Consider the following 19,738-nt stretch of genomic DNA (forward strand, 5'->3'; position numbering starts at 1 on the left):
GCTCCACACCCGCGGGATCCCCGTCGACTGGACCCCCGCCTACACCAACACCCACCCCCGCCGAATCCCCCTGCCCACCTACGCCTTCCAACACACCGGCTACTGGCCCACGCGCAACCGGACGGCCGCGGATGTGGCGGCCGCCGGGCTGGACCGGTCCGACCATCCGCTGCTGGGAGCCGTCGCAGCGCTGGCCGGAACCGAGTCCTTGGTCTTCACCGGTCGGCTCTCACCGGACACCGTCCCGTGGGCGTCCGCCGCGTACCGCGACGGCTCCCCCCTGCCGAGCGGGGTCCTGCTCGATCTGGCGATCCGCGCGGGCGACCGCGCAGGGTGCGGCCGGGTCGAGGAACTCGCCCTGGCGGAACCGCTGGTGGTGCCCGAGCGCGGGGCGCTGCGGATCCAGGTGTACGTGGGCGATCCGGGCCCGGACGGGGCTCGGCCCTTCTCCGTGCACTCGCAACCGGAGCCTGCCGGGCCGCCGTATCGCTTCGCGGCTCCGTGGACCCGGCACGCGACGGGACGCCTGACCGCCGACGCCGTCTCGGCCACCGGGGAAGGCGGGAGCGCCGGCGATGCCTTCGGCCTGGCTTCCTGGCCTCCTCCTGGCGCTGTCCCTGTCACCCCCCGCGAGGCGGACCGGCCCGCAGAGGTGCACGGAGGCGGCGGCGCGGCGCCGGGCAGACTGTGGCGGCACGGGGACGACGTGTATGCGGAGGTCGCCGCACCGTACGGGGAAGGGGCCGACGACACATCCGCGTTCGGCCTGCACCCCGTCCTCCTCGACCGGGCGCTCCTGGCCGTCCGCACCGCCCTGGGGACGGATCCGCTGGAGACGTGGCCCGCGACCTGGGCGGGCGTCTCGCTCTATGCGGTCGGCGCGTCGACGCTCCGGGTGCGGGCCACGGTGGCGGAAGACGGCGCCAGGTTCTGGCTCGCCGACGCGGCGGGTGAGCCGGTGGCCTCCGTGCGGCGCGTCCGGTTCCAGCGGGCCTCCTGGCCGGCGGAAGCGGCCGGGCCGGTTCTCCCGGCTCCCGAGCCCGTCAGCGGGGCGGCCGGACCGGCCGCCGCCACGGAACCCGCCGCCCGCAGGACGGCGGCGGGCCGCGCACCGGACGATCCGGGTGTCCTGCGGTCCCGGCTGGCGGAGCTGGCGCCGGCCGAACAGCCGCGCGCCCTGCTGGACTTCGTCCGCGGCGAGGCCGCCACGGTGCTGGGCCACCACGACCCTGGCGCCGTGGACGCAGAAAGGGGGTTCGTGGCACTCGGCTTCGAGTCGCTGACCGCCCTCACACTGCGGGACCGGATCGCCGCGGCGACCGGGCTCACGCTGCCGGCCACCCTGGCCTACGACCACCCGACGCCGGCGGCCATGGCCGGGCACCTGGGAACCCTGCTGCTGGCCGGGGAGCGATCCGCTGTGGACGGGCGGCTCGCCGACCTGGAGTCGGCACTCTCCGCAGCCCTGCCGGACGAGGACGAGTACCTGCGGGTGGGTGCCCGGCTGCGCAAGCTCGCGGCGCGGTGGGAGCAGGCCGCGCCGGCGGGGATGCCCGAGACGGATCGGGAGGCGTCCAGCGCGTTGCGGACGGCGGACGCGGAGGAGCTGTTCAGTTATCTGGACGGCGCGTACGGAGACGGGGCCGGCCCGACCGGATGAGCGCGTGGCGACCGGCCGGCAGCCTTCGCCCGGGCAGGGGCGCGGCATGTGCCCGACCTGCCCGTCCTCCGCTGCCGGCCGCCGGGCCCCGACGGAACGTCAGCTGCCACCTCTAAGGGGGGACTAGGGGGGCCCTAGGGGTCAGCGGCACGGGCGCGAAGCCTAGGGTCGAAACGATCCGGGGATACCGCGGTCCGCACCGCCCCAGGGCCCTCCCCGCCGCGGCCACGACTCGGTGCGGGACCGGCCGGAGTGCCCCGCGTGCCCACTGACCGCGAGGTATCCGGCAACAGGCCCCGGCTCCGAAGACGCGACGGCACGCGATCCGACAGGGAGCGGTGTGCTGTCACGGCGTGTACTCATCGAGGGGACTGTGGTGAACAACGAGGCCAAGCTGCTTGCCTACCTCCAGCAGGCGACCGCCGACCTGCGCGACACCCGGATGCGGTTGCGCGACGCCGAGAACCGGGACCGCGAACCGATCGCCATCGTCGGGATGGGCTGCCGCTACCCCGGAGGCGTCAGTACTCCCGATGAACTCTGGCGGCTGGTGTCCGAGGGCCGCGACGCCACATCGGAGTTCCCCACCGACCGGGGCTGGGATCTGGCGGCGCTCTACAGCGCGGACCCGGACCGCCGGGGGACCAGCTACACCCGCCGCGGTGGTTTCCTGCACGACGCCGCCGACTTCGACCCGGCCTTCTTCGGAATCGGCCCGAACGAGGCCATGGCCATGGACGCCCAGCAGCGTCTGATGCTGGAGACGTGCTGGGAGGCGTTCGAGACCGCCGGCATCGACGCCCACTCCCTGCGGGGCAGCAGGACGGGCGTGTTCGCCGGCGTCGTCTACAACGACTACGCCACGCTGGCTCCGCAGGACCCGGGAGAGCTCGAGGGCTACCTCATGAACGGGAGCGCTCCGAGCATCATGACGGGACGGGTGGCCTACACCTTCGGTTTGGAGGGGCCGGCCGTCACCGTGGACACCGCCTGCTCCTCGTCCTTGGTCGCCCTGCACCTCGCGGTCCGCTCACTGCGCGGCGGCGAGTGCTCGCTAGCCCTGGCCGGCGGCGCCACCGTCATGTCCACGCCTGATGTCTTCATCGAGTTCAGCCGTCATCAGGGGCTGTCCCCCGATGGGCGCTGCAAGGCGTTCTCGGCCGGCGCGGACGGCACCGGATGGAGCGAGGGCGTCGGCGTACTGCTGCTGGAGCGGCTCTCCGACGCCCGGCGCAACGGCCACCGGGTGCTGGCCCTCGTCCGGGGAACGGCCGTCAACCAGGACGGCGCCAGCAGTGGCCTGACCGCCCCCAACGGCCCGGCCCAGCAGCGGGTGATCCGCGACGCGCTGGATGCCGCGGGACTGACCGCCGACCAGGTGGACGCGGTGGAGGCGCACGGGACGGGGACCCGGCTGGGGGATCCGATCGAGGCCCAGGCGCTGCTGACCGTCTACGGCCGGGACCGCGCCTCGGATCGCCCGCTGCTGCTGGGGTCCCTCAAGTCGAACATCGGCCACACCCAGGCCGCGGCCGGTGTCGGCGGGGTCATCAAGATGGTGCAGGCGATGCGGCACGAGCTGCTTCCCCGCACGCTGCACGCGGCCGAACCCACGACCGCGGTGGACTGGACGGCCGGTGCCGTACGGCTGCTGACCGAACCGGCCCCCTGGCCGCGATCGGCACGCACGCGGCGGGCCGCGGTGTCGGCGTTCGGAGTCAGCGGCACCAACACGCATGTCGTGCTGGAGGAGGCCCCCGACCCGGTGACCGCCGAGGACTCGCTGGAGCCCGAACGGACCGGGAGCGGTCCGCGGACTCCGCTTCCCGTCGTGCTGTCGGGCGCGTCAGAGCCGGCCGTCCGTGAACAGGCCCTCCGCCTGCGCCGGCGGCTCGACGCCGATCCCGGGACACGTCTGGTGGACGTGTCGTACTCGGCTGCCACCTCGCGTGCCTCCCTCACGCACCGGGCTGTGGTGGTGGCCGCGGACCGGGACGAGCTGGCCGCCGGACTCGACCTGGTGTCGGCCGGCGGCAGCGGCCCGGCCGTGGTGCGCGACACCGTGCAGGACGGGGCGACGGCATTCCTCTTCCCCGGCCAGGGTTCGCAATACCCGGGGATGGGGCGGGAGTCGTACGCGGCGTTCCCGGCGTTCGCCGCCGCGCTCGACGGGGTCTGCGAAGCCTTCGCCCCGCATCTGGACAGGCCGCTGCGGGACGTGCTGTTCGCGGCCGAGGGCTCGGCCGGCTCCCTTCTGCTGGACCGCACGGAGTACACCCAGCCCGCACTGTTCGCCGTGGAGACCGCGCTCTTCGGGCTGCTGGAGTCCTGGGGTCTCGCCGCGGACTACCTGAGCGGCCACTCGGTGGGAGAGATCGCGGCCGCGCACGTGGCCGGTGCCTTGTCGCTGGACGAAGCGGCGGCGCTGGTCGCGGCCCGTGGCCGGCTGATGCAGGGTCTTTCCGCGGACGGGGCGATGGCCGCGTTGGGAGCGGCTGAGTCCGAGGTGGCCGAGCTCCTGACCGGTCGCACCGACCGGGTCGCGATCGCGGCGGTCAACGGACCGGCCTCGGTGGTCGTCTCGGGCGACCGCGCGGACGTGCTGGACATCGTGCGGCAGTTGGAGGCCCGGGGGCGGCGTGCGAAGAGGCTGCGGGTCAGCCACGCTTTCCACTCGCCCCACCTGGACGCCGTGGCCAGGGAGTTCCGGCAGGTGGCCACGGGGCTGACGGCCGTGGCGCCGCGGATACCGGTGGTGTCGACCCTCACCGGCCGTCCGCTGTCCGCCGCCGAACTCGCCGACCCCGGGCACTGGGTGCGTCAGGCGAGGGAGGCTGTGCGCTTCCACGACGCCGTGCGGCACCTGGCCGGTCAGGGCGTGCGTCGCTGGGTCGAAGTGGGCCCCGGCGGCGCGCTCACCGCCATGGTGCAGGAAGCACTCGACGACGTCCGAACGCTTCCGGTGGCCGTGGACCTGCTGCGTGACGGGCAGCCCGAGGCGCGGACGGTCGTCACGGCGCTGTCCCGGCTGCACGCGTCCGGCCTCCGTACGGACTGGGCGGCCTTCCACGCGGGATCGGGCGCCCGGTCGGTGGCCCTCCCGACGTATGCCTTCCAGCGCAGCAGGTTCTGGCTGGGCACGGACCGGCCCGCCGGCTCGGGCACGCCCCAGGCCTCCACGTCGGGCGGTACGGCTGCCGCTGAACAGTTCTGGCAGGCCGTGGCGCGCGGGGACGGCGATGCCCTGGCCGGCACGCTGCGGCTCGACGGTCCGCGGGAGCGTGCGTCCCTGGACGCCGTCCTCCCCGCGCTGCTCGCGTGGCACCGCGAGGAGCGGTCCGTCGCGGTGCTGGACCGGCAGCGGTACCGAACGGTGTGGCAGGAGCTCCCGGCAGGCGGCGAAACGGCCGGCGGAACGCTCGGCGGGCTGCCGCAGGGCTGGTGCGTGCTGGTGCCCGCGTCCGGGTCCTCGTGCGGGTCCGGGTCCGCGGAGGAGATCGCGGCTGCTCTCGCCCAGGGTGGGGCCCGGCTGGTGCGGGTCCCCGACGACGCCTACGACCCGGCCGGCCTCGGCGCGCTGCTGGCGCAGGACGGGCCCGGCCGGCTTCCCCACGGAGTGTTCTCCCTGCTTGGCCTGGACCGGCGTCCGTCCGCCGACCGGTCCTGGCTCTCCCGGGGTTTCGAGGCCACCCATGCCCTGGTCGCCGCTGCGCGGGCCGTCGGCGCACGCCTGTGGCTCGGGACCGTCGGAGCCGTCGCGGCGCGGGACGGCGAAAGCCTCGCCGGTCCCGAACAGGCCGCGCTCTGGGGGCTGGCTGCCGTGCTGGCCACGGAACAGCCCGATCTGTGGGGCGGCATCGTCGACCTGTCGACGGAGGCGGACGCCGGGCTTGTGGGCTCCTTGGGCGCGCTGCTGGACCGGGGAACGGCGGAGGATCGGTTGGCGGTACGGCCGGACGCGATTCTCGTCCGGCGGCTGCTGCCGGACCCGCTGGACACCGCGGGACCGGCGAAGCCGTGGCGGCCGCGCGGGACGGTGCTGGTGACGGGCGGAACCGGGACCGTCGGCAGCCGTGCGGCCCGCTGGCTGGCCGGGCAGGGTGCCGAGCACCTGCTCCTGGTCAGCCGTAGCGGCGAACGCGCCCCCGAGGCAGCCGAATTGGCCCGGGATCTCAGGGCGTCGGGAGCCGAGGTCACCTTCGCGTCCTGCGACGTGACGGACCACGCCGAACTGTCCGGCCTGCTGGACCGCCTGCCCGCACACCACCCGCTGACCGCGGTGGTCCACGCGGCGGGAGCCCGGGCTCCGCGTCGCGAACTGGCGCTGTCGTCGCTCACCGAGTTCGGTGCGGCCGGCCGGGCCGCGGCACTGGGTGCGATGCACCTGGACGGTCTGCTCGCCGAACGGGACCTGGACGCCTTCGTATTGGTCACCCAGGCATCGGCGCTCTGGGGTGGCCGCGGCCGCGCTGTGGAGGCGGCCACCGGCGCGTTCCTCACCGCCGTCGCGGATATGCGGCGGGCCCGCGGCCTGCGGGCGAGCACCGTGGCCTGGGACTCCTGGGCGACCGCCGACGCCGAGGACCGAACCGGCGTCCCGGCGGACGGCCAACACGACCGGCCCGGCCTGCACCGGATCGCCTGGGTACCCCAGCGGTCGTCGGTGTCGGGTGTGGTGGGTGGTTGTGCGGTGTGGGGTGCGGGTGGCGGGGTGGTGGACGCGTTGCGGGGTGCGGGCGTGTCGGTGCCGGTGGGGGTGGATCTGGCGGGGTCGGCGGTGGTGCCGGGTGTGGTGGTGCTGCCCGCTCCGCTGGGTGTGGAGGGCGCAGGGGTTCCGCAGTGTACGCGTGCGGCGCTGGGCGAACTGCTGGGTGTGCTGAAGCGGTGGGTGGAGGAGGAGCGGTTCTCGCGGTCGCGGCTGGTGGTGGCGTTCGAGGGCGGTGCTGCCGGCGGCGGTGAGAGCGCGGTGGTGGCGGCGGCACTGCGGGGGCTGGTCCGCTCCGCGCAGGCCGAGCACCCCGGTCGGGTGACACTGCTGGACTGGGAACCGGGAGCGGGCGCCGCCCACTGGCAGCAGGCACTGTGGTGTCCGGAGCCCGAGGTGGCGGTGCGCGCGGGCGGGGTCGTGGTGCCGCGTCTGGTGCGGGCGGTCGCCGGTTCCGGGGCGGTGTCGTTCGCCGAGGGCGGGACGGTGCTGGTGACCGGTGGCACCGGCGGCCTGGGAGCGGTGACGGCGCGTCATCTTGTGGAGCGGTATGGGGTGCGGCGGCTGCTGCTGGTGAGCCGGCGCGGCCTGGAGGCCCCGGGTGCACCGGAGTTGCGGGAAGAGTTGTCCGCGCTGGGCGCGCAGGTGGACGTGGTGGCGTGCGATGTGTCGGATCGCGGGCAGGTGGCGGCGTTGCTGGGGTCGGTTCCGGCTGGGCACCCGCTGACGGGTGTGATCCACACCGCGGGCGTTCTGGACGACGGGACCCTGACCTCGCTGACGCCCGAACGCCTGGACACGGTGCTCGCGCCGAAGGCGGACGCCGCCTGGCACCTGCACGAACTGACCCGGCACCTCCCGCTGTCGGCGTTCGTGTTGTTCTCGTCCGTTGCCGGCACGCTGAACGGCCCTGGACAGGCCAACTACGCCGCGGCGAACGGCTTCCTGGACGCCCTGGCCCGCCACCGGCACGCCCTACGCCTGCCGGCGACGGCACTGGCCTGGGGTCTGTGGGACGCCCCGGCGGGCATGAGCGGGCGGCTGTCGGCGGACGACCTGCGGCACCTGCGGGCCTCAGGGCTGGTCCCGCTGCCCGCGGCCGAGAACATGGCGCTGCTCGACCTCGCGCTGCGCACCGACGACGCCGTACTGTTCCCCGTCGCTCCCGACACCGCGGCACTGCTGGCCATGACACCGGACGATCTCCTTCCGGTGATGTCGGGACTGCTGCCCGCGCCGGACCCCGCGGATCACTGCGTTCCCCTGGATCCGGAGACCGCTGTCCGGGCGATCGCCCAGAGCGTGGCGCGGGGCGAGACACAGGTGGTGGTCGGCGACCTCGACGCGGCGACGCTCGCAGCGGCCAGGACCGGTGTCCCGGTTCCTCCGCTGCTCGACCTGGTCCTCGCCGAGCACCGCTCCGGCGCCGGCGACGCCGTCCCCCAGGACAGCGCTTCCTCCGGGCCGTCGCTGCGGGAGAGGCTGGCCGCCCTGTCCGGGGCGGAGCAGGAGAGCGAACTGCTGACGCGCATCCGGGGCTGGGCGGCGACCGTGCTCGGACACGGTGACGCGACTGCCGTGGAGCCGGGGCGGGTCTTCCGGGATCTCGGCTTCGACTCGCTCGCCGCCATCGCGTTCCGCAATCTGCTCTCCGCGCAGACCGAGGTGACCTTCCCGGCCTCCATCGTCTTCGACCACGCGACTCCGGCCGCACTGGCCGCCCATGTGCGGACCCGGCTGTTCCCGGAGTCCGTCACCGGCGCGGCTGCCGTACTGGCCGAGCTGGACCGGCTGGAGGCACTGGTGGCCGGCCTGCCCCCGCAGGAGCTGACAGACATCCGGGCGGCTTCCCGGCTGTCGGCCCTTGCCTCCCGACTGAGTGCCCCGGCGGCCCAGGAGCCGAACGCCCCGGCCGCACAACGGCTCGACCAGGCCGACGCCGAAGCGGTGTTCGCCTTCATCGACACGCAACTCGGCCTGTCCTGAGCCGGAGCCGGACCCCTTGACCAGGAATATGCGAGACCGCACATGAACAACGAAGCACGGCTGCTGGACTACCTCAAGCGCGTCACCACCGAGTTGAGCGAGACGCGCGACCGGTTGCAGGAGGCCGAGGAGCGGCAGGCCGAGCCGATCGCCGTGGTCGGCATGGCCTGCCGGCTGCCGGGCGGCGTGACCACGCCGGACGAACTGTGGCGGCTGCTGGACGAGGGCCGGGACGCGGTCTCCGGCTTCCCCACCGACCGCGGCTGGGACCTCGACGCACTCTTCGACCCGGACCCGGACCACCCGGGCACCAGCTACGTGCGGGCGGGCGGGTTCATCGACGCCGGAGCTTTCGACCCCGCCTTCTTCGGCATCTCGCCCCGCGAGGCGACCGCCATCGACCCGCAGCAGCGGCTGCTGCTGGAGACGTCCTGGGAGGCGTGCGAGCGAGCCGGCATCCGGCCGGAGACGCTGCGCGGCCAGCGGGTCGGGATCTACGTCGGATCGAGCGGCCAGGACTACTGGGACAGCCATGTGACCGACGTGCCGGAGGAGTTCGAGGGCTACCTGGGAATCAGCTCCGCCGCCTCCGTGCTGTCCGGCCGGATCGCGTACACGCTGGGGCTCGAGGGCCCGGCGATCACCGTGGACACCGCCTGCTCCTCGTCGCTGGTCGCGGTGCACCTGGCAAGTCAGGCACTGCGGCTGGAGGAGTGCACGCTGGCCCTGGCCGGCGGCGCGACGGTGATGTCGACCCCCGGCACCTTCATCGGCTTCAGCCGTCAGCGGGGTCTGGCACCCGACGGGCGGTGCAAGTCGTTCTCGGACAGCGCCGACGGCACCGCCTGGTCGGAAGGCGCCGGCATGCTCGTCCTGGAGCGCCTCTCGGACGCCGTGCGCAACGGGCACCCCGTGCTGGCGGTGGTCCGCGGCAGCGCGGTCAACCAGGACGGCGCCAGCAACGGCCTGACCGCGCCCAACGGACCCGCCCAGCAGCGCGTCATGCACGAAGCCCTCACCCGTGCCCGCCTCACGCCGGGTGACATCGACGCGATCGAGGCACACGGCACCGGCACCGTCCTCGGCGACCCCATCGAAGCCCAGGCCCTCATCGACGCCTACACCCCGCACCGCCCGCACGACCAACCGCTCTGGCTCGGCACGCTCAAATCCAACCTCGGCCACACCCAGGCCGCCGCCGGCGTCGCGGCCATCATCAAGATGACCCTCGCCCTGCGGCACGGCACCCTCCCCCGCACCCTCAACGTCACCCGGCCCACCACCAAGGTCGACTGGACCACCACACCCCTGCGGCTGCTCACCCGGTCCCAGCCCTGGCCCAGTACCGGCCACCCGCGCCGCGCCGGCATCTCGGCCTTCGGTGTCAGCGGCACGAACGCCCACCTGATCCTGGAGCAGTCCCCCGTTCCGGTGCAGGAGTACCCCCGGCTTTCTGCGAACGATCAGCCGGCAGGCGTCGTGGATCGGGCTGCGGACGGGCTGCCGGCCGTGGACGACCGGCCGGTGATCGCGGTGCCGTGGCTGCTGTCCGCCCACACCCCGCAAGCCCTCCAGGACCAGGCCCGGCAGCTCCTCACCCACGTCACCGAACGACCCGTCGATCCCCACGACGTCGCCCTCACCCTCGCCACCTCCCGACCCCGCCTCCCCCATCGCGCCGCCGCCGTCGGCACCGCCACGCAGGAACTCACCGAGGCCCTGGCCGCCCTCACCACCGATCCCCGGACCACAACCCCCCACCCCGGCCCGCGCCTGACCTACCTCCTCCCCGGCCAGGGGAGCCAGCGCCCCTCAGCCGGAAAGGACCTCTACCACCACTACCCCGCCTTCGCGGAAGCCTTCGACGAGGCCATCGCCCACCTCCAGCCCCACTACGACACCCCCCTCCACCGGATCCTGCACGCCCATCCCGACTCACCCGACGCCCGTCTCATCCACGACACCCGCTACGCCCAACCCGCGCTCTTCGCCCTCGGCACGGCACTCCACCACCTGCTGCGGACCTTCGGCGTCCGTCCCGACCACCTCATCGGCCACTCCATCGGCGAGATCACCGCCGCACACATCGCCGGAGTCCTCAGCCTCCACGACGCCGCAACCCTCGTCGCCACCCGCGCGATCCTCATGGACACCCTCCCCCGGACCGGCACCATGGCGGCCGTCAACGCCACGGAACAGGACATCACCCCCCACCTGGCGCCCTGGCTGGACCACGTCGCCATCGCCGCCGTCAACGCGCCCGCCGGCCTCGTCCTGTCCGGCGACACCGACGCCATGCGGGAGATCAGCACCCACCTGGCCGACCTCGGTTACAGGACAACCCCCCTGAAGACCAGTCACGCATTCCACTCCCACCACATGGACCCCATTCTCGAACAATTCCGCAGCACCGCGCGTCAGCTCACCTACCACTCCCCCACCATCCCCGTCATCTCCACCCTCACCGGCGAACTCACCGACGCCGACACCCTCCGGAACCCCGACTACTGGACCCGGCAGATACGCCACACCGTCCGCTACCACGACGCCCTGACCACCCTCACCCGCCTCGGCACCACCGCCACCCTGGAACTCGGGCCCGACACCACCCTCACCACCCTCGGCCAGAGCACGCTGCCCCCCACCACCCTCACCACCACGGCCCTCCGTCGCGCCGAACCCGAACACCCCACGCTCGTCACCGCCCTCACCCGACTCCACAACCACGGAATCACCGCCGACTGGACCACCGTCCTCGAACCCACCCACCCGACCGCCACCGCACTCCCCACCTATCCCTTCCAGCACGAGCACTACTGGATGCCCGCCGCCCGGCGGACCGGAGGTGTCCGGGCGGCCGGACTGCGGCCCAGCGGACACCCCTTGCTCGGGGCGGCCGTCCGCCTCGCCGGCAAGGGCGACACCGTTCTGACCGGCCGGTTGTCGGTGCGGACGCATCCCTGGCTGGCGGACCACCGGGTACAGGGTGCGGTCCTGCTGCCGGGCACGGGCTTCGTCGAACTCGCCCTCGCCGCCTGCGACGAGGCCGGCTGCGGTGCCGTGGACGAGCTCACCCTTGAGGCACCCCTGGTGCTGCCCGAGCAGGGCGGCGTGCTGATCCAGCTCGCGATCGGGGACGGCGACCAGGACGGACGCCGGACGCTGCACGTCCACTCCCGGCCGGACGACGGTCTTCCGGAGACACCGTGGACCCGGCACGCCACCGGCCTGCTCGCCGGAGGCACGGCGCTGCCGCCGTCCCCGCAGAAGCAGGAGGAGAGCTGGCCGCCGCACGGAGCGTCACCGGTGGACGTGCCCGGCCTGTACGCGCGGCTGGCGGAAGCGGGACTTGACTACGGTCCGCGCTTCCGCGGGCTGCGGGCCGCCTGGCGGCGCGGCGCCGAGGTCTTCGCCGAGGTGGCGCTGCCCGAGGACCTGACCGCGGATGCGGAACTGATGGGCCTCCACCCGGCGTTGTCGGACGCCGCCCTCCACGCCCTCGCGGCCGAGGACGCCGACGGCGGCACCCGCGAACCCGGCCTGCCCTTCGTCTGGTCCGGTGTGCGGCTGTCGGCCACGGGCGCGCGCGAACTGCGGGTCAGGATCTCGGACAACGGATCGGGCGCCATGGCGCTGGTGGCCACCGACCCCGCGGGAGGCCTGGTGGCGAGTGTCGACTCACTGCTGACCCGGCCGCTGCCCGCCGCACCCGCCGCCGCGAACCGGCCGGGCGCCCCCGCCGCGCTGTACACCCTGCAGTGGACCCCGCTGCCGCTTCCACTCGCCCCCGCTGCCGCGGTACCGGCCGCACCGGGGTGGGCGGTCGTGGGTGACGACCCGCTGTCCCTGGTGTCCCGGCTCACGCGCGCCGGTGTGCCGGTGCGGTCGTACCCGGGGCTGCGGGCGGTCGCCGACGAACTCCCGGTACCGCCGGTGGTCCTGGTCCCCTTCGCCACGTCCCCCGCCGGACGGGCGCTGCCGGCGGCGGTACGCGCCGCGACAGGGCTCGCGCTGGAGACGCTGCACGCCTGGCTGGCGGACGAGCGCTTCACGTCCTCCCGTCTGGTCCTGGTGACCCGCGGCGCCGTGACGGCGCAGGAGCGTGCGGGAGCCGGTCTCGCGGACGCGGCTATCTGGGGCCTGGTCCGCTCGGCCCAGGCCGAACACCCGGACCGGATCACGCTGCTCGACCTCGACGACCGGGAGGGCACCGACGGGGCCGACGCCTCGACCGCCGTGCTCGCCTCCGCAGTGGCCTGCGGCGAGCCGCAGATGATGGTGCGTGACGGGATCGTCTCCGTACCGCTGCTGGCGAAGGCCGCCGACGCCCCCGTGGCGGCTCCCGGCCCCGGCCCGGAGGGCACGGTACTGGTCACCGGCGGCACCGGCACCCTCGGTGCGCTCCTCGCCCGCCATCTGGTCCGCGAGCACGGCGTTCGTCGCCTTGTCCTGGCGGGTCGCGGCGGTCCGGCCGCCGAAGGCGCCGCGGTACTGGTGGCGGAGCTGGCCGAGGCCGGCGCCGAGGTCGTGGTGGCGGCGTGCGACGTGTCCGTCCGCGGCCAGGTCGCCGAGCTGCTCGCGTCCCTTCCCGCGGACCGGCCGCTGACCGCCGTGGTGCATGTCGCGGGCGTCGTGGACGACGGCGTCATCACCTCGCTGACCCCGGAACGGATCGGCAGTGTGCTGGCGCCGAAAGTGGACGGCGCCTGGCACCTGCACGAACTCACCCGGGACCTGTCGCCCTCGGCCTTCGTGCTGTATTCCAGCGCGGCAGGCGTGCTCGGCAACCCCGGGCAGGGCGGATACGCGGCGGCGAACGCGTTCCTGGACGCGCTCGCCCGCCACCGCGCGGCGCTCGGTCTGCCCGCGACGTCCCTCGCCTGGGGCATGTGGTCGCCCGCCAGCGGGATCAGCGGTCACCTCCTGGAACGCGACCTGGACCGTGTGCGGCGATCGGGCGCCGGGGCGCTCTCCGCCCAGGAGGGCCTGGGGCTGTTCGACCGCTCGCTCGGCCGGCCGGAACCTGTCCTGCTGCCGGCGGTGCTGGACCTGCCCGCGCTGCGGACGCGTACCGGCGCCGAGGTGTCGCATCCGCTGTTGCGGGGTCTGCTCGGTGGCACCGCCGTCCGGCGGCCGCCGGCCGCGGTCCGGCAGCCGGCGCAGTCGTTCCCGGCGCGAACGGCAGGCCTCACCGGGGACGAGCGGCGGCAGGCCGTGCTGGAGCTGGTACGCGCCCACACGGCCACCGCGCTCGGTTTCACCAGGGCCTCGGCGGTGGACACGGAGACCGCGTTCCGGGAGCTGGGGCTCGATTCGCTGTCCGCGGTGGAGCTGCGCAACCGGTTGACCGCCGAGACCGGGCTGCAGCTGCCCGCGACCCTGGTGTTCGACCACCCCACCCCGGCCGCGCTCGCCGAGCGGCTGCTCACCGACCTGTCCGCGAGCGCCGGTACGGACCGCCTGCGGGCCGGGCTGGACCGCCTGGAGGCGGAGCTGGACGCCGCCTCCTCGGTCGAGGACGCCGCGGACATCACGGCCCGCCTCGAACGGCTGGCGGCCCGCTGGCGGGAGCGCCACCAACCAGCGGTACAGGACGCCGCGGTGACCGACCGGCTGCAGGACGCCTCGGCGGACGAGATCGTCCGCTTCATCAACAACGAGTTCGGCATCGCCTGAGATCGGGCACCGGAAAGGCAGCCACACATGGCTACGCAGGAAGAACTGGTCGGCTACCTCAAGAAGGTCACTGCCGAACTCCACGACGCCCGGGGCCGGCTGCGCGCGGTCCGGCAGCAGCACACCGAACCGGTCGCGATCGTCGGCATCGGCTGCCGCTTCCCCGGGGGGGGTGAGTTCCCCGGAAGACCTCTGGAGGCTGGTGGCCGACGGTGTGGACGCGATCTCGCCCTTCCCCACCGACCGCGGCTGGGACACCGGCGACGACACCACCGACGTCCGGCTGGGCGGCTTCATGCCCGATGCCGCCGCGTTCGACGCCGCCTTCTTCGGGATATCACCGCGCGAGGCGCACGGGACGGACCCTCAGCAGCGGCTGCTGCTGGAGTGCGCGTGGGAGGGCCTGGAGCGGGCCGGCATCGACCCGGCCACCATCCGCGGCAGCCGTACCGGCGTGTACACGGGCATCAGCATGACCGACTACACCTACCTCATGCAGGAGGCTCCTGCCGAGTACCAGGCGTTCCAGATCACCGGCTTGTCCAACAGCGCGGCCTCCGGCCGGCTGTCGTACGTGCTGGGCCTCGAGGGCCCGGCGATCACGGTGGACACCGCGTGCTCCTCGGCACTGGTGACGGTGCACCTGGCGGCCCATGCCCTGCGGCGCGGGGAGTGCTCGCTGGCCCTCGCCGGCGCGGCGACCGTGCTCACCACCCCCTACCTGTCGGCCGGGTTCGGCGGACAGGGCGGTCTCGCCTCGGACGGGCGCTGCAAACCGTTCTCGGACTCGGCGGACGGTATCGCCGTGGCCGAGGGCGGGGGCGTACTGGTCCTGGAGCTGCTGTCCGACGCGGTGAGGAACGGGCATCCGGTGCTGGCCGTGGTCCGCGGCAGCGCCGTCAACCAGGACGGCACCAGCAACGGTCTGACCGCACCGAACGGACCCTCTCAGCAGCGCGTCATCCGCGAGGCCCTGGCCTCGGCGGGACTGGCCACCACCGACGTCGACGCGGTCGAGGCGCACGGCACCGGCACAGTCCTCGGCGACCCCATCGAGGCACAGGCACTGATCGCCACCTACGGCCAGAACCGTCCCGCCGAACACCCCCTCCACCTCGGCTCCGTCAAATCCAACATCGGCCACACCCAGGCCGCCGCCGGACTGGCCGGGACCATCAAGATGGTCATGTCGCTGCGGCACGGCACGCTCCCCAGGAGCCTGCACATCGACCGGCCCTCCACCCGCGTCGACTGGAGCGCGGGCGCCGTCGCGCTGCTCGACCGGGAAACCCCGTGGCCCGACCGCGGCCGCCCCCGCCGGGCGGGCGTCTCCTCGTTCGGCATCAGCGGCACCAACGCCCACCTCATCCTCGAACAGGCCCCCGAACCGGCGGAGGAGCGGCCGTCACCGGCCGACCGGACAGGTGACGCCGCTCCGCAGGCTCCCTGGCTGCTCTCCGGACGCAGCCGGGCGGCGCTGCGGGACCAGGCCGCACGGCTTGTGGACCACCTCGCCCGGCGACCCGGAGCGGACACGGCGTCGGTGGCGCTGTCGCTCGCCACCACCCGGTCGGCGTTCGCGGAGCGGGCGGTCGTCTCCGGCACGGACCTGGCCGGGTACCTGCGCGGGCTGGAGGCGCTGGCGGCGGGGCGGACGGTCCCGGGAGTTGTCACCGGGCGCCGTACCGAGGGTTCGACCGCGTTCCTCTTCTCCGGACAGGGCACGCAGTGGCCCGGTATGGGCCGTGAACTGTACGACCGCTACCCCGTGTACAAGGACGCGGTGGACGCCGCGTGCGCGGAGTTCGACAAGCACCTGGACCGGCCGCTGCTGCAGGTGCTCTTCGCCGAGCCCGGCGAGCAGGCGGCGCGGGAGCTGGACCGCACGGACTACGGCCAGGCCGCCCTGTTCACCGTTCAGGTCGCCCTCTTCCGGCTGCTGGAGTCCTGGGCGGTACGCCCGGCCCATCTGCTGGGCCACTCGGTGGGCGAGCTCGCCGCCGCGCACGCCTCCGGGGTGCTGACCCTGGCGGACGCGGCACGGCTGGTCGCGGCGCGCGGCAAGCTGATGCACGCGCTGCCGCCGGGCGGCGCGATGACGGCGGTCGAGGCCACTGCCGAGGAGGTCGCGCCGCTGGTGGCGGGCCGGGCGGACGAGGTGGGAATCGCCGCGGTCAACGGCACCACCGCGGTGGTGGTGTCCGGTGTGCAGGCGGCGAACGACGAGATCCAGGCGCACTTCGCCGCGCTGGGCCGGCGGACCCGGCGGCTGCGGATGCCGTACGCGTTCCACTCACCGCTGATGGAGCCGATGCTGGACGGCTTCCGCGAGGTCGCACAGACGGTGGCCTACGCCGATCCGGCGATCCCGATCGTGTCGAGCGTCCTGGGCCGTGCGGTCTCCGCGGACGAGCTGTGCTCGCCGGAGTACTGGGTCCGCAATGTCCGCGGCACGGTGCACTTCGCCGCCGGTATGACGGAGTTGCGCCGCTCCGGAGCCGACCGGTTCGTCGAACTGGGTCCCGACGGGACGCTGACCGGCATCGTCGGCAGCGACGTGGAGGAGGGGCAGGAGGTCGTGCTGGCGCCGTTGCTGCGTGCGAACCAGCCGGAAGTGTCCACGCTGTGGGCCGCGCTCGGAACCCTGTACGTCGCCGGCGTCCAGTCCCGCTGGAGCGACGTCTTCTCGGGCCTCGGCGGCGAGCGGGTGGACCTGCCGACGTACGCCTTCCAGCGCAGGAAGTACTGGGTGCCGCAGACGGAGACCAGCCGGAACCTGACGTCGGCGGGTCTCGACGCGGCCGGGCATCCGCTGCTGGGTGCCGCGGTGCGGCTCGCCGAGTCGGACACCACGGTCTACACCGGCCGGCTGAGCGCGGACGCTCTCGGCTGGCCCGTCGACCACGTGATGTCCGGCCGGGTGGTGCTGCCGGGCGCGGCTTTCGCCGACATGGCGCTGCACGTCGCCGGCCGGATCGCCGGCTACCTGCTGGAGGGGCTGGAGCTGCGGGTACCGCTGGTCCTGCCCGCCGACGGCGGGGTCCGGATACAGCTCGTCGTCGGCGCCGCGGACGCGGCCGGCCGCCGGGAGATCGGCGTCCACGCACGGCCCGACGCGGCCGGGCACGACGACGAGGAATGGATGTGCCACGCCTCGGGCTCCCTGGTCCCGGACACCACGCGGGAGGACTTCGACCTCGCCTCCTGGCCGCCCGCGGGCGCGGTCCCCCTCGATGTGACAGACCTGTACGAGCAGTTGTCGGCGACCGGCTACGGCTACGGCCCGGCGTTCCAGGGCATCCGTGCGGCGTGGCGGCGGGGCGAGGAGGTCTTCGCCGAGGTCGCGCTGCCGGACCAGGTGTCCGAGCAGGCCGGACGGTACGGCATTCACCCGGCGCTGCTCGACGCCGCGCTGCACACGGTGGCGCTGGCCCCGGCTGCGGGGAACGAGGCCGGTGGCGCCCTGCGGCTGCCCTTCGCGTGGTCCGGGGTACGGCTGTTCACCCCCGGCGCCGCGGCTGCCCGGGTGCGCATGACCGGCGTCGGAGCGGGCGCGGTGGCACTGCAACTGGCGGACGCGGCGGGGCGGCCCGTCGCCTCGGTGGCGTCGGTGGCGTTCCGGCCGGTGGCCTCGGACCGGCTCGCGGCCCCTGACGAGCAGGGCAGCGTCTTCAGGTTCCACTGGTCCCGGACGTCCGGTGCGGCCTCCCCGCTCACCGGTCCGGTCGCCGTGCTCGGCACCGGTGCGCCGACCGGGGGCGACGGGGACTTCGCCGGCGCCTCGGTGGTCCACCACGCAGATCTGGACGCGCTGGCACAGGCCGTGGACCAGGGCTCGCCGGCACCGGACTGGGTGGTCCTGCCTGCCCTGGGCGCCACCGCGGCCGGCGACGAGCCCGCGGACGCGGCACGGACGGCCCTGAACCACGTGCTGGGAGCGGCCCAGGCCTGGGCCGCCGACGAACGGTTCGCCGCCTCGCGGCTGGTGGTCGTGACCTGCGGCGCGGTGGCTCCGGGGCGGCAGGCGGGCACGGACGACCCCGCTCGGGCACTGGCAGGCGCCGCGGTGTGGGGTCTGGTCCGCTCGGCACGCTCCGAGAACCCCGGCCGGTTCGTGCTGGTGGACGTGGACCCGGCCGGCGCCGCGGTGCCGATGGGTGCGGTGCTCGCGGCAGCCGCCGACGAGCCGGAACTGGCCGTTCGCGGCGGTGACATCCTGGTACCCCGCCTGGTGCAGGCCCCGGAGTCCGTCCCCGCGCCCGGCACCGGGACAGCCCGGGGCGCGGTGCCCGGCGGCTGGAACCCACAGGGCACCGTGCTGGTCACCGGCGGCACCGGGCTGCTGGGCTCGCTGGTCGCCCGGCATCTGGTGACCGTGCACGGGATGCGGCGGCTGCTGCTGGTGAGCCGGCGCGGCATGCGGGCCGCGGGGGCGGCCGACCTTGTGGCCGAACTCGGCCGGGCGGGCGCCGTGGCCAGGGTCGAGGCGTGCGACCTGACGGATAGTCAGTCCCTTGCGGAGCTGCTGGCCGCGGTGCCCGCGGAGCACCCGCTGACCGCCGTGGTGCACGCCGCCGGCGTACTGGACGACGGTGTGCTGTCCGCGCTGACGCCGGCACGTCTCGATACGGTGCTGCGGCCCAAGGCGGACGCGGCCTGGCGGCTGCACGAGGCGACCCGCGGCCTGGACCTGTCCGCGTTCGTCCTGTTCTCCTCGGCCGCCGGCACCCTGGGTTCCCCCGGCCAGGCCAACTACGCGGGTGCCAACGGCTTCCTCGACGGCCTTGCCAGGCACCGCCGGGCGCTGGGACTGCCCGCGGTATCCCTGGCCTGGGGTCTGTGGGAGCAGCGCAGTGAACTGAGCGGGCACTTGTCGGACACCCACGTGGCGCGGATGTCGAGCGGCGGCGTCGTCGGCCTCGCCACCGGGCGCGCGCTGGAGCTGCTGGACGCCTCACTGCGCGCGGAGGAGTCCGAACTGGTACCGATGCGCTTCCAGGTCGCACGCTCGACACGTCCGGACGAACTGCCGCCGCTGCTACGGCCGGTGGGCCGGCCCCGGACTGCGGCGGCCCGGCGGGACGGCGGCAGCTCCTCGGACGCCGGCGCCCTGGCGGCCCGGCTCGCCGGGCAACCCGAACGCCGCAGGCGCCGGCTGCTGCTGGACACGGTGCGCGAGCAGGTGGCCATGGTGCTCGGGCACAGCGGCACCGAGGAGATCGAACCCGATCTGGCCTTCCAGGAGCTCGGCTTCGACTCGCTCGCCGCGGTGGACCTGCGCAACCGGCTGCACGCGGTGACGGGGGTGCGGTTGGCGGCCACGGTGGTCTTCGACTACCCGCGGCTGCGGGTGCTGGCCGACCACCTGGCGGAGCAGATGGCACGGCGGCAGGCCGACGCCGCGCCGGGGGACGGACGCGGTTCCGTACCGACCCGCAGCGAGGAGGAGGTCCGGCGGCTGCTGGGCTCGATCCCGCTGGAGCGGCTCGACGAGGCCGGACTGCTCACATCACTGCTGGCGCTGGCCGAGGAGCCCGGCACCGGGCCGCGGACCGGCCCGCACCAGGTCGACGGGGTCGGCCTGATCGACACCATGGACGCCGAGAGCCTGGTCAACCTGGCTCTGGGCGGTTCTTCGCACGACGGCACGACACGAGAGGCATGAGCCGGCAATGACACCGTCCGACAAGCAGATTCTTGACGCGTTGCGC

General features: G+C 74.3%; 1 protein-coding gene and 4 pseudogenes. All 5 read left to right on the top strand.

Going from position 1 to position 19,738, the window contains the following annotated elements:
- Positions 1–1,660, top strand: a 1,660-nt coding sequence (locus ACIP64_RS40160) for a phosphopantetheine-binding protein (RefSeq protein ID WP_401597470.1), incomplete at its 5' end; no start/stop codon positions are given.
- Positions 1,661–2,135: 475 nt separating this feature from the next.
- A pseudogene (locus ACIP64_RS40165) lies at positions 2,136–8,351 on the top strand (type I polyketide synthase); the annotation flags it as partial.
- A 60-nt stretch (positions 8,352–8,411) separates the two neighbouring features.
- A pseudogene (locus tag ACIP64_RS40170) lies at positions 8,412–14,027 on the top strand (SDR family NAD(P)-dependent oxidoreductase); the annotation flags it as partial.
- 45 nt (positions 14,028–14,072) lie between these two features.
- A pseudogene (locus ACIP64_RS40175) lies at positions 14,073–16,632 on the top strand (type I polyketide synthase); the annotation flags it as partial.
- Positions 16,633–16,845: 213 nt separating this feature from the next.
- Positions 16,846–19,692 (top strand): annotated as a pseudogene (locus ACIP64_RS40180) (type I polyketide synthase); the annotation flags it as partial.
- Between the last annotated feature and the right edge of the window lie 46 nt (positions 19,693–19,738).

The sequence above is a fragment of the Streptomyces sp. NPDC088733 genome, from assembly GCF_044751185.1.
GTDB lineage: Bacteria > Actinomycetota > Actinomycetes > Streptomycetales > Streptomycetaceae > Actinacidiphila.